General features: G+C 44.7%; 19 protein-coding genes and 1 pseudogene. 12 read left to right on the top strand and 8 right to left on the bottom strand.

Annotation, left to right across the window (positions count from 1 at the left end):
- Positions 1–341 (bottom strand): annotated as a pseudogene (locus QUB64_RS30140) (hypothetical protein); the annotation flags it as partial.
- 406 nt (positions 342–747) lie between these two features.
- Between QUB64_RS30140 and QUB64_RS30135 the strand changes: the two are divergent.
- The 3 genes from QUB64_RS30135 to QUB64_RS30125 all read left to right on the top strand — a co-directional run bounded on the left by QUB64_RS30135 (position 748) and on the right by QUB64_RS30125 (position 2,036).
- Positions 748–975 (top strand): hypothetical protein, encoded by a 228-nt coding sequence (locus QUB64_RS30135; protein WP_333269620.1) that lies wholly within the window; start codon positions 748–750, stop codon positions 973–975.
- A gap of 134 nt (positions 976–1,109) precedes the next feature.
- Positions 1,110–1,595: a YqhA family protein gene (locus tag QUB64_RS30130; protein WP_333269619.1), complete on the top strand. Its 486-nt coding sequence runs from the start codon at positions 1,110–1,112 to the stop codon at positions 1,593–1,595.
- A gap of 198 nt (positions 1,596–1,793) precedes the next feature.
- A complete protein-coding gene (locus tag QUB64_RS30125) occupies positions 1,794–2,036 on the top strand; it encodes a ChaB family protein (RefSeq protein ID WP_333269618.1) in 243 nt (80 codons plus the stop codon).
- Between the two features lie 447 nt (positions 2,037–2,483).
- Here the strand turns inward: QUB64_RS30125 and QUB64_RS30120 are convergent, their stop codons facing one another.
- Positions 2,484–3,146 (bottom strand): hypothetical protein, encoded by a 663-nt coding sequence (locus QUB64_RS30120; RefSeq protein ID WP_333269617.1) that lies wholly within the window; start codon positions 3,144–3,146, stop codon positions 2,484–2,486.
- A 254-nt stretch (positions 3,147–3,400) separates the two neighbouring features.
- Between QUB64_RS30120 and QUB64_RS30115 the strand changes: the two genes are divergently transcribed.
- Entirely contained in the window at positions 3,401–4,120 is a 720-nt protein-coding gene (locus tag QUB64_RS30115; RefSeq protein WP_333269616.1) for a methyltransferase, read from the top strand.
- Positions 4,121–4,428: 308 nt separating this feature from the next.
- On the opposite strand, the gene QUB64_RS30110 is transcribed toward QUB64_RS30115, so the two are convergent.
- The 4 genes from QUB64_RS30110 to QUB64_RS30095 form a co-directional block, all read right to left on the bottom strand.
- Positions 4,429–5,529: an iron-containing redox enzyme family protein gene (locus tag QUB64_RS30110; protein WP_333269615.1), complete on the bottom strand. Its 1,101-nt coding sequence runs from the start codon at positions 5,527–5,529 to the stop codon at positions 4,429–4,431.
- 323 nt (positions 5,530–5,852) lie between these two features.
- Positions 5,853–6,398 carry a rhodanese-like domain-containing protein gene (locus tag QUB64_RS30105; protein WP_333269614.1) on the bottom strand — a complete coding sequence of 182 codons (546 nt, stop codon included), beginning with the start codon at positions 6,396–6,398 and terminating at the stop codon, positions 5,853–5,855.
- On the bottom strand, positions 6,388–7,158 hold the full coding sequence (locus QUB64_RS30100; RefSeq protein WP_333269613.1) for a sterol desaturase family protein: 771 nt from the start codon (positions 7,156–7,158) through the stop codon (positions 6,388–6,390). The genes QUB64_RS30105 and QUB64_RS30100 overlap by 11 nt, the downstream gene beginning before the upstream one ends.
- Positions 7,159–7,209: 51 nt before the next feature.
- On the bottom strand, positions 7,210–8,166 hold the full coding sequence (locus QUB64_RS30095; RefSeq protein WP_333269612.1) for a type IV pilin-like G/H family protein: 957 nt from the start codon (positions 8,164–8,166) through the stop codon (positions 7,210–7,212).
- A gap of 280 nt (positions 8,167–8,446) precedes the next feature.
- Between QUB64_RS30095 and QUB64_RS30090 the strand changes: the two genes are divergently transcribed.
- Positions 8,447–9,007, top strand: coding sequence for a Uma2 family endonuclease (locus QUB64_RS30090; RefSeq protein ID WP_333269611.1), 561 nt, complete (start codon positions 8,447–8,449; stop codon positions 9,005–9,007).
- Positions 9,008–9,140: 133 nt separating this feature from the next.
- Here the strand turns inward: QUB64_RS30090 and QUB64_RS30085 are convergent, their stop codons facing one another.
- Positions 9,141–10,943 (bottom strand): AAA-like domain-containing protein, encoded by a 1,803-nt coding sequence (locus tag QUB64_RS30085; RefSeq protein ID WP_333269610.1) that lies wholly within the window; start codon positions 10,941–10,943, stop codon positions 9,141–9,143.
- A gap of 117 nt (positions 10,944–11,060) precedes the next feature.
- On the bottom strand, positions 11,061–11,225 hold the full coding sequence (locus QUB64_RS30080) for a hypothetical protein (RefSeq protein WP_333269609.1): 165 nt from the start codon (positions 11,223–11,225) through the stop codon (positions 11,061–11,063).
- Between the two features lie 124 nt (positions 11,226–11,349).
- On the opposite strand from QUB64_RS30080, the gene QUB64_RS30075 reads away from it, so the two are divergent.
- From QUB64_RS30075 to QUB64_RS30045, 7 genes are all read left to right on the top strand, one after another.
- Positions 11,350–12,546, top strand: a complete 1,197-nt coding sequence (locus tag QUB64_RS30075; RefSeq protein ID WP_333269608.1) for a DUF6745 domain-containing protein — start codon at positions 11,350–11,352, stop codon at positions 12,544–12,546.
- A gap of 601 nt (positions 12,547–13,147) precedes the next feature.
- Positions 13,148–13,690 carry an NfeD family protein gene (locus QUB64_RS30070; RefSeq protein WP_333269607.1) on the top strand — a complete coding sequence of 181 codons (543 nt, stop codon included), beginning with the start codon at positions 13,148–13,150 and terminating at the stop codon, positions 13,688–13,690.
- 176 nt (positions 13,691–13,866) lie between these two features.
- Positions 13,867–14,427 (top strand): SPFH domain-containing protein, encoded by a 561-nt coding sequence (locus tag QUB64_RS30065; protein ID WP_333269606.1) that lies wholly within the window; start codon positions 13,867–13,869, stop codon positions 14,425–14,427.
- A gap of 133 nt (positions 14,428–14,560) precedes the next feature.
- A complete protein-coding gene (locus QUB64_RS30060) occupies positions 14,561–15,076 on the top strand; it encodes a type IV pilin-like G/H family protein (RefSeq protein ID WP_333269605.1) in 516 nt (171 codons plus the stop codon).
- 106 nt (positions 15,077–15,182) lie between these two features.
- On the top strand, positions 15,183–15,683 hold the full coding sequence (locus QUB64_RS30055; protein WP_333269604.1) for a type IV pilin-like G/H family protein: 501 nt from the start codon (positions 15,183–15,185) through the stop codon (positions 15,681–15,683).
- A gap of 19 nt (positions 15,684–15,702) precedes the next feature.
- On the top strand, positions 15,703–18,573 hold the full coding sequence (locus QUB64_RS30050; protein WP_333269603.1) for an AAA-like domain-containing protein: 2,871 nt from the start codon (positions 15,703–15,705) through the stop codon (positions 18,571–18,573).
- Between the two features lie 111 nt (positions 18,574–18,684).
- Positions 18,685–19,743 carry a potassium channel family protein gene (locus QUB64_RS30045; protein ID WP_333269602.1) on the top strand — a complete coding sequence of 353 codons (1,059 nt, stop codon included), beginning with the start codon at positions 18,685–18,687 and terminating at the stop codon, positions 19,741–19,743.
- Positions 19,744–19,964 lie beyond the last annotated feature (221 nt).

The raw sequence follows: 19,964 nt of genomic DNA, 5'->3' as shown, positions 1-19,964 counted from the left end.
GTACCCGTACCTGTCGTACCAGTTGTACCGCTAGTACCCGTACCTGTCGTACCAGTTGTACCGCTAGTACCCGTACCTGTCGTACCAGTTGTACCGCTAGTACCCGTACCGCTCGTACCGCTGGTGCCACTACCTGTACCAGTTGTACCCGTACCGCTGGTGCCACTACCTGTACCAGTTGTACCCGTACCGCTGGTGCCACTGCCGGCGCTACCGCCTCCTGCACCGCCTCCTGCACCGCCTCCCGACTGGGCAGAAGCAGGCACTGCTAAGGAAACCGTTGCTAAACCTAAAGTACAAGCCCCTGCTAAAACAACTTTCAACAATTTAGAAGATTTCATGGTTATGCTTGCTTATGCCTTGTAGAGTCCTGCGATCGCTTTTGATTGCAAAACCGTATGGTCAAATTGACAACGGAACGTACAACTCTTTTCATATTCGCTACGGGAGCGTGAAGGTAAGAGAGCAAATTTAGTCCCGTTCCCTTGATTGTTTTTCCAATTGAAACTTACCCCACAGTCTCAATACTTTATAAGCTATTACTTTTCGTGCAAGTTCGCCATTCATCTTTAGGAGTATTTAAAAAAATGGCGTTTTATTCAGGTGGTAGATGATCTTTTTTGGGGCGGTTCACTAGCTATATCAAAAGTTAGAGATGGGGAGAAAAACCAGGTTTTTCTGAAACTTTTAGGGTTAGCGTTTCGCTCGCTTAGATCGACCATATGAGTTAGTTTAAGATTTTTTTGAGTGCTATTTTTCAAGTTGAACTGCTGGCAATTTTGGCACTCGCAGCATACCGCTCAAACTTTCCCAGGAAACTACATTATCTCAAACAGCTCGCTGGCGGCTCAAAGTCGCATTCAACGCGAGCAAGCTCACAACCGCAAGGCTTTTGACTGGGTTTTGACTGGCGGCGCATTCCGACAAAGGCGAACTGAAGGTTATCCGATATTGGCCGGCGCGACATTAGATTAACCAGCGGCGGCGGAAGGAGTCAGAATTGATTGTGAGTGCGAGTAAGTGCGATCGACCAAACCCTGATATAGTAAAACCACAGGTATGCCAGAGAGCGATTGTTCTCTAACAAATTTCCCAAGCGGATATCAACTATGCTGCATCGAATTCTTGCCAGAAGTCGCTATCTAATGTTAATCGCTGTACTCGGTTGTTTTACAGCTTCTGTGACGCTTTTGATCTACGGTGCGCTGGAAACTATCACCACAATCAGCCATATTCTAAGTACAGGCTCCGTTTCCAGCGAAAACTCCAAACAACTGATTCTGTCCTTTATCGAAGTTGTAGATTTGTTTCTGCTAGCCACAGTATTTTACATTACTGCCCTCGGACTTTACGAGCTGTTCATTGACGAGCGGATTAAAGTACCCCACTGGCTGGAAATTCACACCATCGATGACCTCAAAACCAAACTCACCAGCGTGATCGTCGTCGTATTGAGCGTATTGTTTCTCGCTGAGGTAGTTAGGTGGAAGGGCGATCCGAACATCCTTCCCTTTGGAGCGAGTATCGCTTTAGTAATCGCTGCGCTGACGTATTTTCTGAGTTCGCAGGTGAAAAAACCGAAGTCCGATTCATAGCTGTGCGATCGGGTAAATTACCCAAATCCCGGGCCACCAGCAACGGCAAGCAAGTTCCTTTTTCTGAAACTAATAAATTTAAGATTACATCGGTCTTCGGACTGAGATAAATGCAGTCTTAAACTTGCTTTTAGAGAGATGAAGGTAGTTGTTTATTGTATATAAAATAGCATTTATGTTTTAAAAATGGAGACCATTATGGCAGAACAACAATTTGACACATTACCTTCAGAAGCACAACAACTCCCCCAAGGGGCGCAGAATATTTTTCAAGCTGCTTTTAAGAGCGCTAGCGAAGATGGAATGAGCCAAGATGCTGCTACTCGCGTTGCTTGGAACAGCGTAAAATCCGAGTATGTTCAAGGCGACGGTGGCACGTGGCATCACAAGGGCGACGATACTAACCAAACCCGCAAATCTGTACAGTCTGGTGGCAATTAGTCATGAGTCATGAGTCATGAGTCATCAGTCATCAGTCATTAGTCCTCTCGTGTCCGCTAAAATAACATCGATTGGGTTTGATAGTTGGGACTTAAGCGATCTATCGTCTGATGAGGAATGAATTCCCCACTACAAACCAATGTAATTGAGGTTTGTAGTGAGGATTTCATTCCGCATTTTCACAGGACTAAAGTCCTCACTACAAACCAATGTAATTGAGGTTCGTAGTGAGGACTTCAGTCCGCATTTTCCGAGGAATAAAGTCCACTACAAACCAATGTGATTGAGGTTCGTAGTGAGGACTTCAGTCCGCATTTTCCGAGGAATGAATTCCACTACAAACCAATGTGATTGAGGTTTGTAGTGAGGACTTCAGTCCGCATTTTCCGAGGAATAAATTCCACTACAAACCAAGCAGCATATTGATATCTGTGGAATTCGGTGCTATTACTGAGGAAAATGCTGCTGTTTTTGAGTCAGTGCAGCGTACTCGCTCGGTCGTTGCATATCCCATTGCAATTCGGCTAAAACAAGCAAGCTAAATACCATAACAAATCCCGTAAACAGGAAAGACCAACCGCTGGTATAAGGCAAAATTAAAATCCCCAACAGGTGAAACAAACTTGCAGCTAACAGCGCGCGCGATCGCAATGCCAATCCCGTCCCCAAATACCCGATTGGGCTCATTCCCAACCACAGAGGACAGAGATTGGTCAACACTTTTCCCCAACCCAAAAAAATGCCCAAGTCTGTCAGCAGCAATCCCAATAACATCAGGATTACCCAACCGTAAAGCACCCAAGTCAGGCGTTCTTTTTTCACCCAACAGTACGTCCAGCTTACCATAGCGACTGTACCTGCGAGGCTCAGCGCCGACCACAAACCTGCTTGCAGCATCCAATTCACAGGAAAAAATTGTGCCGTACCGAACATGAGTATTAACAACAAGCTCCACATCAGGCAACATCGATCGAGGCAAGTATAAAATGTTGAGTAAGATCGTTCTTTGCCTAGGGGAAACTTAACCTGCCAAATTCCTTCTAAATCCTGAAGCTCTAGGTTTAGCTGTTTGCGCCGCAGAGGCGGAACTGAATAATTAAAAAAAGTCATATTTGACACAATTAAAATTAAAAATTACTGGCTTATCTACCTATATCACCAGCCCTCGCTCTAATTGCAATCCGTCAATCGGATTAATGTCGTAAAAATTATTTATATGTCTGAAGTAATACTTATTTATTGGCAATCAATATGTAAAAGAAGAACACAAAAATTTACAAATTTTATAAAATAGCTCTTCCGACGGATGGCTGCACTATTAGTTAGTCAGTAAATTTAAAAAAGTCAACTTTGTTACAGAATTTATGCTCACTTCATCCCATCCTCTCAAACAGGTATTCCACTGCCCGGAAGAATCGGATTTTTACTCGCACTGCTTGGAAAGTTTAGTGTTAAATGCCAGCGACCAAGCTCGACGTATCGTAGAGTTTGGCTCGGGTGAGGGAAGTCCAGTTATTAAGTCTTTGCTGAGAACAGATTTTGACGGGACTATACAGGGATTTGAGCTAAATAATGTAGCTTGTAAAATTGCTCAGTCTCAAATTAAGCAATATCAACTGAGCGAACAATACACTGTCCACAATTGCTCTTTTTTTGATTCGCCTTTATACTTGTCGGCGGATTGTGTAATCTCAAATCCGCCTTACTTGCCGGCGGCGGATGACAAGATTTATCAGCCGCTGTTGCATGGCGGGACGGATGGTGCGAGTATTGCTAAGAAACTTTTATCTTTGGACTGCGATCGAGTTTTGTTGATGGTGTCGAGCTATTCTAATCCTGTGGGATTGATAGATTATGCCTTGGATATAGGCTACTCGGTGGCGAATTTTGAGATTGCACCTTTAACTTTTGGTTATTACAGTTCGGAGCAGAAGGTGAAAAGCACGATCGCCAATCTCAGAAAACAGGGCTTAGCTTTTTATTCGGAAAATATCTATCTGCTGGCGGGAGTGTTGTTTCAGAAGCAGCAAAAGTCGCAAAGAGATTTGTCGATCGAGCTAATTCAGCTCTTGACTGCGTTGTAAAACACAGCGTTGGTAGGGTGCGTCAGTCACAAACTGCTGGAGTTGACTCAAAGCTTGTGACTGACGCACCCGCGCCCGATCGCCCTTTAATTGTGTTCTGCCGCTTGGATCGATGTTGGTAGGGTGCGTCAGTCACAAACTGCTGGAGTTGACTCAAAGCTTGTGACTGACGCACCCTACGAGATAGCTGCGCGATCGCCCTTTAATTGTGTTCTGCGGCTTGGATCGATGTTGGTAGGGTGCGTCAGTCACAAACTGCTGGAGTTGACTCAAAGCTTGTGACTGACGCACCCGCGCCCGATCGCCCTTTAATTGTGTTCTGCGGCTTGGATCGATCGCACTACAGCCAACGCAGCCCGATCGCCGATCGACTTCTCCTGATCGTAGCCCAACAGCAATTCCCAGGCCTCATCCGGGTATCTGTCGGCCAGTGGGATCGCCACCTCATCGAGCATCCAGCGCCCGTGACGCTCATCTTCTCGGATGTGGAGTTCCCAATAACCCATCGCAGCCTGCGAGAGGCCCAGACGCTGGGCGGCGGCTAGATAATTGCGGTAAGCCACGGGCCCGGCTACCTCAAAATAAGTAAGTCCGCCGTTGTAGCGCAGAAAATGGCGCTTGCGCTCGGTAAGCAGGAAGTTGTGGTTGATGCTGGCGAGCACTTCCCAAGGCACTAAATCGAAGTAAGCTTCCGGTTCCGTACTCATCCCGAATTCTGCCAGCATTTGGGCAAAATAAGTCGAGTGCTTGCGGGCTAAGCGACCGCCGCCGTATTCTTCGATCAGCACGCGCGTCAGCGTTGACTGAATTTCGTTGCCGGCACCGCCGATGATGCGAGAAACGCGGCTGGCTTCCACTAAACCGTCGAAGGAGGCGATCGCCAGCAGGTGTCTGTATCCCCCTTCAGTCATCTGTTCCCGCAGGTAGCGATCGATCTGGGTGAGTTCTGGATTGACATCGGCTGCGGCGCGATCGCGCAGAGCTTGCTTGACATCCTCGATGTTTTGCAGGGCTGCAACGTCGATTTGGGCGATTTCCCACTGCTGCCAGGGTGATTCGATGCGATCGCGTACCGAACGCAAATAGTGCGATCGTTCGTTGTTGTAGCGGTGCAAATCGTCGTACCAAAACAAGTTGAGGCGGTTGATGCGGTACAGCACGCGCTGCAAGAAGCGGTGCGCGGCCTCATCGCCCTCCGGTTGCTGATATGCCGATCGCAGCGCCACGGCGAGCGCGCTTTCAAAATCGCTAACAAGTAACGGTTTTGCCGCTACCGTCTTGTCTAAATCCTCCATCTCTAGCAAATTGACAAATTGGCGATCGGCTGCCTCATAATTTGGAAGTGTCGGTTGCTTTTTAGGAAGAGTTTGCGAGTCAATTTTTGGGAGTAAGTCTGCGGTATTTTGCATGGAATCAAGTTATGTTAACTCTGATTATTGTGCTGCCTGCCACCACAGCCAACCGTTGGAGATTGCTGAAGATTTTGGCTACTTAATTTCAAGATAGCGAATCACTCAGCCAGATACACCTTTCTATTGATAGATATTTTTGAGTTACCGTTGTTCTCTACTCTTCCTTTAACTAACTAATTATATGATGCCAGGTTCGTAGTGCGGACTTCAGTCCGCAGAATAAGAGCGGACTGAAGTCCGCACTACAAACCGGCAGCGCTTCTGTTGAATATCCCAGATTCACGGCGCTGCAAGTAAATCTCCAATCTAAAATCTAAAATCTAAAATCGACTGACAGGCTGTGGGAGCGATCGACTAATTGGCGCTAATATTTGAGCGTCTTGTTTAGCAGGTACAGCTTCCCGCCACGCTGTGATACCGCCTGAGAGGAAAGCCAAATTCAAACCAGTTTGTTGCAATTTTTGGTATGCTTTAACCGATCGCCCGCCCCGCGCGCAATAAAGTACAATAGTTGGCTGGGTGCGATCGGAATTGACACTCGATCGAGCAAGAGCTTGCACTTGCTTGACACCGAATCCAGCTTCAATATCACTTAGGGGAACCAGCGGACTTTCACCGATGCGATCTTCGGCGTATTCTTCGGGCGATCGCACGTCAATCAAAATCACAGGTTTTAACTTACCTTGCTGCAATTCGGCAACGGTAACTTTTGGGGCATTCAAACTCACGATAAAAGTAGGGATATCCATGTGGTTGAGCAAGGCAACTGCACTAAAAGAACTAACACCTATTAAGCAAATACCAAGAATTACAGGCAATGGGCGAAAATAGCGAGCAATACCTTGTTTTAATTTGTCATTTAGCATTATTCGTTCTCCTGAGAAACGGATAGAGTAGTTGTCCGAGATAGCCAGCAGGTATGCGATCGGAGATACCATATTTTTGGGGTAATTTCTCTGTTGGCATATAGAGCGTTCCAAATAGTAAATCTAACAGTGGCAACTGAACAGCAAAGTTTTTGTTGTAGATTTGAGGAATTTTAGTGTGATGCCAGTGATGAAATCCTGGAGTAGCTATAAACCATTTTAGGACACCAAAATTCACTTTAATATTAGCATGAATTAGGAACGCGATCGTCGCCGAATAAAGAGCGTAAATCACCAAAGTTTGATTGCTAAACCCCAACCAGCACAGAGGCATCATTTTGCAAAATTTAGTAAATACTTGGTCGCAGGGATGCACTCGCACTGCTGCTAACCAATCCATGTGTTCAATGCTATGATGGACTGCATGAAATTGCCAAAGCCAGGGTACTTCATGCAGCAGTCGGTGAGCTATGTAATATGCCATATCTGAAACTACAATTGTTTCTACCAACTGCAACCAGACAGGTTGAGATGCTACTTTGCTTTGCAATTCCGGGTTGAGTATATTAGTCATCAGCGAGAAAATCACAGTCACAACAATAGCACTTGCTGCGCCAATAAAGTGACCTGTAAAAAAATAAGTGGCATCGGTAGCCCATCCGAGACGGAATATCTTTTGCTTGTGCAAAGAAAAGATTCTTTCCAGGGGAATGAAGATGCAGGCTAAGATGATGAACCCTTTGACAATTTCAGGTAACATGAGATTATCGTTGACAGTTGACAGTTGACAGTTGACAGGTAATGTCTATATTTACTTACTCACTGCTGTACTACCATCAGCGCAGACAAAACCATCATAGTGAAGGATAGGATTAGGCGGTTGGGTCTTCCCAGGAGAATTTGCTTCACACAGAATGCCTACAGTAGTCTTGTCGTTGTTAGCTGGGGAAACAGGTAGTAAAAATACAGCTCCGATATAGCTACGAAGATTATCGCTGCGGGATACCGCATAACTAAACGCAGCATTTTTGGTGGCTATGGCTGAATAGTTATAATTGGTTGTCTGAGTTTTAATGCCGATACCCAGGGCAGTAATGGAATTAGAAAATGCACCATAATCGGCGTGTTTGGCTTGTTGGGCGCGGTTAATTGAGCTAACATATTGCTTAGCTTCTGACTGCATAGCTTTATACGGCCTACAACGGGCGAGTTCAGGGAGGGCGATCGTAGCAAGTATCACAACAAGCAAAGGAAAATAAATAAAAAGTATTTTCAGTAAACTTCCTCCACCTGATTTACTTTTTTTTTCATGGATAATGTTTTTTTCTGAAGATGCTGTTTGTTTGTTGAGTGCATTGAGTTGAAGATTTTTCTTAACCTGCATGGTTGTTGTCGATGCTGCTGGTTTGTTGAGTGCATCGAGTTGAGGATTTTTCTTAACCTTAACCTGCATGGTTGTTGTCGATGCTGCTTGTTTGTTTATTGCATCGAGTTGAGGTTTTGTTTTAACCTGCATGGTTGTTGTCGATGCTGTTTTTTTGTTTATTGCATCGAGTTGAGGTTTTGTTTTAACCTGCATGGTTGTTGTCGATGCTGTTTTTTTGTTGAGTGGATCAAGTTGAGGATTTTTCTTAACCTGCATGGTTTTTGTCGAGGCTGCTTGTTTGTTGAGTGGATCAAGTTGAGGTTTTGTCTGAACCTGCATGGTTGTTCTCAATTCTGCTTGTTTGTTGACTGCATTCAGTTGAGGATTTTTCTTAAGCTGCATGGTTGTTCTCCAAATGTGTGATCAGAGTATTTTTTAAACGAGTAATGGTTAGAGGAGAGGCGCGACGATATTCAGGTTTCAGGTAAATGCCTGATTTGAGTTCGGTGGGGCTTGCAAAGTTCGCATACTGCGCCTTGCTTCTACTCTATCTCTATTAAATCACGAGGCTATTTGAGAACTTGAGTGAGTTCTCATCGACTTCTCATCGACTTTAGACATTACTGGTATTTAATAGCGCGACTGACTATAATTGAAGAAATGCTTAGAGGAACGGTAAATTATGCCTGTGCAGTTGCTCAAAAGACTTTTCACAGTTGAAGAATACCATGAGATGGGTAAAGCTGGGATTCTTGCGGAGGGCGATCGCCTAGAATTGATAGAAGGAGAACTTGTTGAAATGGCAGCAATTGGAACTCGTCATGCTTCCTCTGTGAGGCGCTTAGCCAGACTGTGCAGCCAAATTCCCGAAAATTTGGCTACTTTTGACGTGCAGAACCCCGTCCAGTTGAGCGATCGCACGGAACCGCAACCCGATATAGTATTGCTGCAACCTCGTGCCGATTACTATTCCACCGCCCATCCCCTACCATCGGAAGTTTTGCTGTTAATAGAAGTAGCTGACACCTCAATAGACTATGACAGAGACGTGAAACTTCCTATTTATGCCCGATCGCAAATTCAGGAAGTATGGATTCTCAACTTACAGGAAAACTGCTTGGAAGTTTACCGCCAGCCGACGGTTAACGGTTACGGTTTAATCATGAGGCTTTGGCGGGGTGACGAAGTTTCGCCGCTGGCTTTTCCCGAATTTGTAGTTAGTGTAGATTTGGCGATCGGCTAAATAATAGACTTGAATTAGAAAAATAATTAGGACGGGCTAGAAGCCCATCCCACAATTTTTTTAGTCTTGTGGGACGGGCTTCTAGCCTGTCCAAAAATTTGATTCAAATTACTTTTACAATCTTGTCTAATGATTATTTGCATTCTAGCCGATCGCGAAAATACTCCTCATACAAACAGCATCTCGCACTGCAATAATTACCATCCAGTTTCACCAAACCCATACTGTTCAATTTAAACGCTAATTCCGACTTCAACCTGACGGGATTTGAGACACTCGCCACCTCTCCCATCGCCTCGATTAATTCGGGATATTTTTCTAAATTCCACAAATGTCTCCGCAAATGATCGGTGTAAATTCCCGTTTCGGTTGTCGCTGATTTCAGCAATTGATTTAAAGTCACATCTTGACAGACAATGCGATACATGGCCAGCCGCACTAAATAGGGATGTCCGCCCACTAAAGCCATCAAGTCTGCAACTTCTGTCCCACTCCAATTCAGTCCGTGTCGCATCGCCAAATCTTGCACTTGCTGCGAATTAAACTCGGACAATTCCACCGGCAATCCCACATTAAACGGCGATTTGTTCACATCTAGGGGGATGTAAACTTCGGTGGAATGTACCACAATCAAACGAAACTTTTTCCAAATATCTCGCCGCTTCGCTTCTTCGTGCAAAGCGCGCAACAAACCAAAAAAGTCGTCGGCAATTTCCGGGGATTCAAACAGGCGATCGCTCTCATCCAAACCTAACGTCAGAGGCGGTGAGGATTCAGACAGCAAATACTGTTCAAAATAAGCCTTGCAGCACTGATTGCTACCAATCATATCGGCTAATTCCCAGCACTTCGGCAAGTGTTCTAGCATTCCCAACTCTTGACCGACGCTAGCACAAAACCACTGCAAAAATGTATCTGAGTTAGCGAATATTCTCCGATTTGCTAGCTGAAAACTCAGGGCTACCGTGCGAGAACCTTGCACTTCTGCGTGATGCAAAATCCGCGCCATCAAGGAAGTTTTGCCCATCTGTCTCGGCGCTTTGATGCGGATCAGGGCTCCCGGTTGGGCGATCGCCTCGTAACACCGGGATTCGATCGGAGGGCGATCGATATAAAAACGAGAAGCGACTTCTACTTGTCCTCCGGGCAATTCGGGCGCTGCTGCTGGCTGGGGTGGAATTATCGACTGTTTTGTGCTAGTAATTGAGTTCCAATTTACCGCGAATTCATGGTCGGCAGTTAACGATGTGCGACCTTCTTTGATGATAGTTAAAATTTCTGATAATAACTTTGATGAGTCGCCTGCACAACGCCAAACCCAGGGCTGAATTCCTTGTAAACAACTGAACAAATCAAAGGAAAGCGGTGTATTTGATTCAAGGCAAATCGGTAGAATAGCTGTTTTTTTAGCAGTTAAATTGTGCAAATGCTTGGCTAGCTGCACTTGTTCTAATATCATTTCGCTGGCGGCCGATTCTGCGGATATCAGCAGCAGCAAATAATCGGAAAGTTTTAAATACGATCGTGAGTCGCTGCTGTTGTTAATTAAAAAGACTTCGTGGCCCCCGGCGCTCAAAGTTTCGTGCAACTGCTGGGAAAGAATGTGGTTTGAGAGCGATCGCGCGTTAGCGTTAGCGAAGCGATCCGTAGCAAAGCCCTCGAAGGCGATCGCCACTTTTGCCCTCACCACCCGTACCTCCTCCGGCTCCGAATTCGCCTCAAAATCGGCTAAATCCCGCCATTCCTGCCCCAATCCGCGACAAATTTCGATGAAATTGACATAATCCACAGGTTTGCCATTCAGGAAATGACTGACAGTAGATTGCGCCATCCCTAAATCCTCAGCCAGGATTTTCTGACTGGGAAAGCCATTTCTCAGGAGAGACGATTTAACTGCACGAATGAACTCTTCGCGCACTTTTAGCGATCGTGGCATTGCTTATCGCGATCGAGACACTGCAACCATCATAAATGACAGCCGCCCGAAAGTCGATGAAAAGTCGATGAATTGTCAAATAAGTCAGTCGTCAACTCAAATAGCGGCCTGATTTGATTAGAAATAACAAGGTTGGATCGCATCAAAACGAGGTAAACGCATTGTGCATTCTCTCCTAATTTGGTCGCTGGCGTCAGCTACCGAGCCACCAAGTTTCGCCTTCACACCGCCGATGTTGTTGCTGGGAGTTGTGCTAAGTGCGATCGATCTATTAATTCTCACAACTCACCCGCCCAGATAAAATTGCGATCGCCAAAAGATATCTTATTTCATTTTTACGCCCAAACTCGCAAAACTCTATAATTGAGTTATATTGGGATTGCGACAAGATGAACCTCGAAGAGATATGTCGCCAACTAAGATGAAAAAATTAACTCCTGAGCAAGAAGCTTTGATTCCTGTTTATCGCGACAAGTGGCGGCAAATCGCCCTTTCAACAGAGCGGATCGATCGCGCCAAAGCCGAATCAGCCATCAAAGCAGCTTACATTGCCAATGGTAAACCAGAGCCTGAAGTTGAGTTTTATAGTAGTCCTTGTGTAGTTTGGAAAAGTCTTTCATGCTACTGGCAAGACTATTATGGTAATAGACTCCGAGCGATCGCAGGACTCCCATTAACAGAAATACCTGAGAATCAACTGGAAAACTACGAACTAGGGAAGCGGTTGTTTAAGTTGAACCAACGACCAGACCAACTGTACTACAATTTATTCCAATCACTTCAAGAACCACTAGAATCAGTTAAAAAATCACTAGAAAGTCATTTTGAAAATTTAGTACCGCGCTCTCTGATAGAACAACTCGAACGACAATCCCAATCAGCCCAAGGAGATTACGCTTATATTTGTTGGAGCGGCGGTCTTAGTTTTTTCAATGTTATAGATGAGTTGAAAAATGTAATAGTGGTTGAAAAATTTTGTTTCTGGAATCGACCTGAAGTATGGGCTGGTGGCGCAGCTTTCCTGGATTTTTGCTTTTCTGTTTTAAATTATCCTTACGATCGGGAAAAATGGGAAATATTGCAAGAACTGATCGTGAGTTGCGGCTGGATTTATTCTTATGAAAAAACTTGTATTGTTTGCGATCGCCCGGTCAAACTTTCTTTTGACAGTCAAGATCGCCTCCACGCAGAAGGAAAACCCGCCATCCAGTTTGCTGATGGATGGGGATTCTATTCGCATCACGGCATAACATTACCTGAAAAATACGGGGTAGTCCCCCCCCAAGAGTGGCAATCTCAATGGATTTTACAAGAGCAAAACTCGGAATTTCGTCGAGCGTTAATCCAGGGAATTGGCTATGTACGTGTATGCGAAGAATTGCAAGCTACTGAATTAGATTCATGGGCTGAATACACTCTGTTAAAAATAGACGAAGTAATTGATGATAGGGAAAGACAGCCATTTTATTTGCTAAAAATGACTTGTCCTAGCACGGGATTCATTCATGCCATGCGGGTGCCACCCGATATGCGATCGGCGAGGGAAGCGATTCGCTGGGCTAATTGGGGAATCGACCCACAGGAATTTTCAGTGCAAACCTGATTTAGTAATTGCAATTAAATTGGCATAATCCACAGGCTTGTTATTCAATAAATAACTGTACCGATATCGTTTGTACGTCCGACAGTCCGACAGGGAATGAATTAAGAGTCTCATAGCGAAAGTCCTCTCAAAGAGGACTAAAAAGCCAATCAAATAAACTTCTTAACCCTCAACTTTAAATCTAAAATATCCACTATAAAATCAATCATTCCCAATCTAAAATCTAAAATCTAAAATCTAAAATCAATAGTCGGTTTTAACTCACATCTTGCACCATTCTCCATAAATCTAAAGAAACCGGGTTTCTGGCAAAGATTTTGCATAAAACCCTATATTCTTGGTCAGAAACCCGGTTTCTGGCTCGATTGTTGACATTGGTGCAATATCTCAGTTTTAACCGACTTTCGCTTTGAGGCAGGGGTTTAAACCCCTGCCGGAATGGGGATTTGACCTTAAATTGACTGCTAACCGTCCCTAAAGTCGATAAAAAGTCGATGAAAAGTCGATGAATTTTTAAATAACTCACTCACCAACTCAAATAGCGGCCTGATTAGATTAGAAATAACAAGGTTCAGCACTGTCTAAAGGAGGTAAAAGCATTGTGCATTCTATCCTAATTTGGTCGCTGGCGTCAGCCACTAATCGATCGGGTTTCGCATTCACACCGCCGATGTTTTGGTTGCTGCTAGGGGTTGTGCTAAGTGCGATCGATCTATTAATCATCAAAACTCAGCCACAAAGATACAGATATTACCTGCTGATGATGGGAGTTGCTGCTCTAATTTCATCCTTTATTTTGTGGAGAGGATCGGTAGCATTTCAATTCAGTTGGGCGAACGTAATGTATGAAGATTTTGACTGGCAGATATCTTACTGGATGGGAATAGCCCTCGCGCTGAGTATCTGGATTCGACCAATTTTCATTGTTCGCAAAAAGTTTGTCATTCCTGAATCCACCGCAGCAACAACTATCTCCGAAATTTTATCGGGAGAAACCGGAATGGTGATTTATGAGGGTGCTTCTTGGAAAGCTCGCAATGAAGATTCCCAACTAATCGCACCCCGACAAAAAGTTTACGTTTTGCGCCGCGAAGGAAACACGCTGATTGTGATACCTGACAGATTAATTCGCATCAACAGTTAAACCTTTGTAACAACCTCAATTCATTCAGGAATTACGCACTGGTGTTGAGAAACCGGGTTTTTTACCGAATCTGCGGGCTATAACGAAATATTTTCGTAAAAAACCCGGTTTCTAGGCCCCGATGTGCAAATCCTATCATCTTTAGTTCACAGCTTAAAATTACCAGGAGATTCACTATGTATCAGTATTTTTTGATGGTGTTGTTTGCAATCACCGGAGTATCCTTAGCCAGCAGTGTGAAAATCGTCCGTCAAGGAGATGAAGCTTTAGTTGAAATTTTCGGAAAGTACGATCGCAAAAAACTCGAACCTGGCATCACATTTCTGATTCCCTTTGTCGAGCAAGTCGCCTACCAACAAACTCTGCGCGAGCAAATGTTAAAACTGCCACCGCAACAATGTGCAACTCACGATCGCGTTTTTGTCACCCTTGAATTTATTGTGTACTGGCGAGTAATTGACTTAGAAAAAGCTTCCTACAAAGTGCAGAATCTCAAGGAAGCCATGTTCAATATGCTGATTCTTTCCATTCGGACTCAGATTGCTAAATTAACTGTCGAGGAACTTCATACAGCTCGCCATCAACTCAATAATACTTTAGTTGAGGAGTTGGATACAACCACCGATCCGTGGGGTGTCAAGTTTACCAGGGTGGAGTTGCGCGATTTTGCGATCGGCACTAAAACGACTAAGCCAGCATATCCTGACCAAAAAGAAGCACAAAAGTTGCGATATTAGGAATTAGTATTTCCTCGTTTTCCTCGTTACCAGGCACTGCCTGGTAACGCAGATCCAGAGGCTCTGCCTCGCTGAATTTGATTAACATTTTAAGGACTAAATTCCTGACTATAAACAAAGAGGATACAATCCCATGAATCAACAAAATTCTCTATCAGCTATCATTTCAGTTTATCGTTACGAATGCTTCTTATTTTCAATGTACGTCGGAATAATAGGCGTGCTAGCTCACCCCTCATTTATTAACGAGGAAATTCGGGAGATGACATCGGAACCAAAACAGTATCTTAGCTCAATGAACAGAGAGCAAAAAGCCTATTTTGCTAAAAAAAATACTTTGGCTAATTCTGTTGAAGCATTGGGAACAGGCATTCAAACTGAAACCCCAAATTACAAGTATTCAGTTCGCGCCACCAAGCAAGCTGCTTTTAATTATGGAGTATCCAAGCACCTAAAAAATACAAGTTATGTGGGCGGTGTCTTTGTAGTTCCTGCTAAAGAAGTCGAGCCAAATGCTGCCAAACATGAACTCAAGACATTAGCCATATTGTGCAAAGCTGATTCTCCCGGTCTAATTCAACTGGCAGAACCAACCTATCAAAATGGTAAAACTGCTTGCGGCAAAGGCACGAAAGCAGTGACAGAATAATTTAAATTTAGGGCGGATCATGACAGCCGATTACAATATTAAATCGGCATTTACGTGATTTTTCAAGGACTAAAGTCCTTACTACAAACAAAGAGGAGACTATACCATGCGTCAAGAAAATTCTAAGCCAGCTAATGGTTGCGGATGTTTAGTGCTTTTAATGTGTATTGGAGTATTGACCGCGATCGCTCTACCATCTTATCTGACTATGGCAAATAAGGCTAAGCAATCAGAAGGAAAACAGTATGTTGGCTCAATGAACCGCGCTCAGCAAGCAAAATTTGCAGAAAATACTGCTTTTAGCAATTCAGTTGCTGCTTTAGGACTTGGCATAAAAACAGAAACAACCAACTACAAGTATTCAACTCGCGCCACCAAGCAAGCAGCATTTAATTATGCAGTTTCCAAGGCCAAAGATGTTAAAGTTAAAAGCTATATCGGCGGTGTGTTTTTAGTTCCTGCCTTTCCAAATGCTCCTAAAAATGAAATGACAACAGTAGCCATCTTGTGCCAAGCTGATTCTCCCGGTACAATGAAACCAGCGGAACCAACCTATCAAAACGGGAAGGTTATTTGTGGTAAAGGCACAACGGAAGTGACAAAATAATCTAACTAGAGGCAAACTCATGACAGTCGATTATCAATACCAAATCGGCGGCAGTCTTCCGCAAGATGCACCTACCTATGTAGTGCGTCAAGCTGATTTAGAACTGTATGAAGCCCTGAAAGCCGGAGAGTTTTGCTACGTGCTCAATTCCCGACAAATGGGCAAATCCAGCTTATTAGTTCAAACCGTACAAAAGCTTTCGGCCGATCGCATTGCTTGTGCTACGATCGACCTTTCGGACATTGGCAGCCAGCAAGTCTCTCTGGATAAGTGGTACGGCGGCGTCGCTTACAAGCTTTTATGCAGCTTCAACCTGTTTAACCCGGCGGAGTTTATGGCTTGGTGGCGCGAGAGAGAGTTGATGCCGCCCGTGCAGCGCTTAGGAGAGTTAATTGAAGAGTTGCTGCTGGCAAAAATTGCTCAACCGATTGTCATTTTTATTGATGAAATTGATAGCGTTCTCAGTTTCCAAGAACCGCTAGATGATTTTTTTGCTCTAATTAGATCTTGCTACAACAAACGCGCTGTAAAGTCAGAATACCAGCGGTTAACTTTTGCATTGCTGGGAGTTGCTTCGCCGTCTGATTTGATTTTTGATGCAATTCGCACTCCGTTTAATATCGGTTTTGCTATTGAATTGTACGGTTTTAAATTACAGGAAGCTTTGCCTTTGGCTAAGGGATTTGAGGGAAAAGTTGACAATCCTCAAGAGGTTTTACAAGAGATTTTGGATTGGACGGGAGGACAGCCGTTTCTGACTCAAAAGCTTTGTAAGCTGATTCTTCAAAATGTCAAATGCTTAGAAGATGGTTCTGTTGAATCTGATTCTACGGATGGAAGAAGGACTGAAGTCCTTACTACGAACCTGGATGGAAGAAGGACTGAAGTCCTTACTACGAACCTATTCATTGGTGAGATAGTGCAATCTCAGATTATTGATAATTGGGAATCCTCGGATGAACCGATACATCTCAAAACAATTCGCGATCGCCTTTTCAGAAGTCAGCACCGCGCCAGTAGGTTGTTGGGATTATATCAAAAAATCTTGAACCCCCCCCAACCCCCCCAAGCTTTGGGGGGGCAATTTCAAACCTCTTTATCTCTCCCTAACCAATCTCAAACCTCTTTCTCCCCCCCTTACAAAGGGGGGGCAGGGGGGGTTACAGTAGATAATTCTCCCGAACAAACAGAATTGCGCTTGAGCGGATTAGTCGTAAAACGAGCCGGAAAATTAACCGTATCCAACCGCATTTATGCAGCTATTTTTGACCAAAAATGGGTAGAAAAAGCACTCGGTGACTTGCGCCCCTATGCCGAATCACTAACAGCATGGATAGCATCAGATTGTCAAGATGAATCTAGATTGTTGCGCGGTCAAGCACTGGCAGATGCGCGAGAGTGGGCGGCAAATAAAAGTTTGAGCGCGCAAGATTATCAATTTTTAGGTGTTAGCCAAGAAGCGGAATTTGCCAGGTTTCGCGATCGCGAAAAAAAAACTCAAGCTGAAATGGAGCAACTGCGCCGCGAAAAAAAGTTACTAGAGGAACTTGCAGAAGCACAAAAACAGAAAAGAATTACTCAATATAAGTTATGGCGCGAGTACAACCTCAGATTAGCAACTATGACAGTGGCCGCAACAATATTGATATCAATCCTGATTGTAGCATTTTGGGTAAAACCGTCAATCGAAGAAAGAAATAACAAAATTCTGACTCTCAGCGTGCTATCAGAAATGCTATTTGCCGCTGATAAAAAAGACGAAGCTTTGCTAGAAAGCATCAGGGCGGTTACTGAAATTAAGCGATCGCTCGGAGTGAGTTCAGATATTCAGACGCGAGTGGCGATCGCCCTAGAACAGGCAGTTTACAGCTTCACGGCACGCCGCAGCTTCCAGAGTCAAGCCCGTAACCTGGCTTTCGCGAGCTTCAGCCCCGACAGTCAAATACTGGCGACAGCTACCGATCGCAATGATATCAAACTTTGGCAAACCAATGGAACTTTGCAAGCAACATTGACCGGGCATACTGATAAAATTATAAGTGCAATCTTCAATCCTAGCGGTCAGATAGTTGTTTCCGCCAGCGACGACAAAACCGTGAAAATTTGGCAAAGCAACGGAAAGTTGATGCACGATTTAAAAGGACACAGCGCTAAATTAACCAGCATCAGTTTGAGTCCAGATGGTAAAATTATTGTTTCAGCAAGTGCCGACGGAACTGTTAAACTATGGCACATTAACGGGCAAGAATTGTCAAGTTTGAGAGTGGATAAAGGTTGGATAACCAGCGCGAGTTTGAGCCAGGACGCTCAGATACTTGCGGCGGCTGGCAATGATGGCACTGTTAAAATGTGGAGTTTGACAAAACTTGTGCAAAAAATGCAAAAACAGCAGTCAGTTGATGCAAGTAGCGATATCAAGTTGCTACAAATTATACAGATTGATAGCGAGCAAATTGTGAGTGCAAGTTTCAGTCCCGACGGAGAAATGCTGGCGGTGGCAAGTGCTGGAGGAACTGCGAGAATTTGGAGCACAGACGGTACACCGCTGAGTATTTTAAAGCATACAAGTGGATTCACAAATATTAGTTTTAGTCCCGACAGTCAAATGTTGCTATCTGCAAGCAAAGATAAAATGTTGAGACTCTGGAAAATTGACGGTACATTGCTCAAAACTTTCACAAGTAACAGGGCTGCTGTTGGGAGTGCGAGTTTTAGTCCTGACGGTAGGGCGATCGCCTTTGCGAGTGCCGATGGTACGGTGATACTGTGGAATCTTAATCTTGACGATTTGTTGGTGCAGGGCTGCAATGTCGCCCGCAATTATTTTCAGACAAATGCGATCGCCAATTCCAGCCATCGCCACCTCTGCGACGGGATTGGAACTCAGTGAGTAGATTTTAGATTTTAGATTTTAGATTTACTCCCAGGAATCGGGTTTTTGCGTAAGTCTCGATATGCTTAAATTTAGTAGCAGCTAATAAATAATAGGTCAGGGCGATCGGTGTATTCAACTCTAGAGCAAAAGTACCAGCGCCTGCAAAAACAGTTAACTGGCGGCATCATCGCCCTGGGCGGCATTTTCTGCACGGGTACTCTCTGGTATTGGCTGGTGGAAAAATGGCCTTTGCTCGATGCCGCTTACATGACTGTATTTACTTTAGCAACAGTCGGCTACGGCGAAATTCACCCCCTCGGCAGACGCGGGCGAATGTTTACCATGTGCCTGATTTTGATGGGCGTGATGGTGATTGGTTATATCGTCAACCGCTTTACAGAAGCGCTGATTCAAGGATATTTTCAAGAAGGAGCAAGAATTAGGCAGCAGCGGCGTTTGGTAGATTCTTTGATCGGACATTACATTCTCTGCGGTTTCGGGCGCACGGGGCAACAAATTGCCTTGGAATTTCAGGCAGAAAATATTCCTTTTGTAGTGGTAGATTTGGCGCTACAGTCGGTTCAGGCTGCTTTGGCGCTGGGGTACACGGCGGTGCAGGGAGACGCGACACTCGATGAAATTTTGCTGAATGTGGGGATAGATCGCGCAATTTGCATAGTAGCAGCTTTGCCGTCGGATGCTGAGAATTTATACACTGTGCTGTCGGCGAAAACTCTGAATCCGAAGGTACGGGCGATCGCCCGCGCGACTACAGAAGAAGCCGTAAAGAAGTTGCAGCGGGGCGGCGCCGATGCGGTTGTATCCCCCTACATTACGGGCGGCAAACGCATGGCGGCGGCGGCTTTAAGACCTCAAGTGATGGATTTTTTAGATGGGGTTTTGACGGGGACGGAGAGTTCTTTTTACATGGAAGAATTTTTGGTAGATCCGAATAGTTGTGTCTACGTCGGACAAACTTTGAGAAATGCCAAATTGCGATCGCAATCCGGGGCGTTAGTGTTAGCGATACGGCGCGCTGGCGGGACTTTGATTGTCGGGCCAACTGGAGAAACTGCGATCGAAGGAGGAGATACGCTAATTTGTTTGGGCACCGCCGAACAATTGCGAACTCTCAATCAAATCCTCAGCCCCCTAACTTTTCGCCTACCCCGCCCTCCAAACTAAATTGAAGAAGGACTAAAGTCCTCACTACAAACGGTTAATTAGGTTCGTAGTGAGGACTTTAGTCCTTTCTTCCTTCTGACCAATGACTAATGACAAATGACGAATCCCCCGCCCTCCCAAATAAAATGAAGAAGAAGGACTAAAGTCCTCACTACAAACGGTTAATTAGGTTCGTAGTGAGGACTTTAGTCCTTTCTTCCTTCTGACCAATGACTAATGAC

This window comes from Microcoleus sp. Aus8_D2, assembly GCF_036702665.1.
Classification (GTDB): domain Bacteria; phylum Cyanobacteriota; class Cyanobacteriia; order Cyanobacteriales; family Microcoleaceae; genus Microcoleus.
Note: the sequence above shows the minus strand (reverse complement) of the source record. Positions and strands in the feature narration are given on the sequence as shown.

Bases quoted from the DNA above. Each gene is read 5' to 3' on its own strand.
- QUB64_RS30085 (WP_333269610.1), bottom strand. From the start codon at position 10,943: ATGCCACGATCGCTAAAAGTGCGCGAAGAGTTCATTCGTGCAGTTAAA.
- QUB64_RS30110 (WP_333269615.1), bottom strand. From the start codon at position 5,529: ATGCAAAATACCGCAGACTTACTCCCAAAAATTGACTCGCAAACTCTT.
- QUB64_RS30115 (WP_333269616.1), top strand. From the start codon at position 3,401: ATGCTCACTTCATCCCATCCTCTCAAACAGGTATTCCACTGCCCGGAA.
- QUB64_RS30055 (WP_333269604.1), top strand. From the start codon at position 15,183: ATGCGTCAAGAAAATTCTAAGCCAGCTAATGGTTGCGGATGTTTAGTG.
- QUB64_RS30050 (WP_333269603.1), top strand. From the start codon at position 15,703: ATGACAGTCGATTATCAATACCAAATCGGCGGCAGTCTTCCGCAAGAT.
- QUB64_RS30100 (WP_333269613.1), bottom strand. From the start codon at position 7,158: ATGTTACCTGAAATTGTCAAAGGGTTCATCATCTTAGCCTGCATCTTC.
- QUB64_RS30125 (WP_333269618.1), top strand. From the start codon at position 1,794: ATGGCAGAACAACAATTTGACACATTACCTTCAGAAGCACAACAACTC.
- QUB64_RS30105 (WP_333269614.1), bottom strand. From the start codon at position 6,398: ATGCTAAATGACAAATTAAAACAAGGTATTGCTCGCTATTTTCGCCCA.
- QUB64_RS30130 (WP_333269619.1), top strand. From the start codon at position 1,110: ATGCTGCATCGAATTCTTGCCAGAAGTCGCTATCTAATGTTAATCGCT.
- QUB64_RS30065 (WP_333269606.1), top strand. From the start codon at position 13,867: ATGTATCAGTATTTTTTGATGGTGTTGTTTGCAATCACCGGAGTATCC.
- QUB64_RS30090 (WP_333269611.1), top strand. From the start codon at position 8,447: ATGCCTGTGCAGTTGCTCAAAAGACTTTTCACAGTTGAAGAATACCAT.
- QUB64_RS30095 (WP_333269612.1), bottom strand. From the start codon at position 8,166: ATGCAGCTTAAGAAAAATCCTCAACTGAATGCAGTCAACAAACAAGCA.
- QUB64_RS30120 (WP_333269617.1), bottom strand. From the start codon at position 3,146: ATGACTTTTTTTAATTATTCAGTTCCGCCTCTGCGGCGCAAACAGCTA.
- QUB64_RS30060 (WP_333269605.1), top strand. From the start codon at position 14,561: ATGAATCAACAAAATTCTCTATCAGCTATCATTTCAGTTTATCGTTAC.
- QUB64_RS30075 (WP_333269608.1), top strand. From the start codon at position 11,350: ATGTCGCCAACTAAGATGAAAAAATTAACTCCTGAGCAAGAAGCTTTG.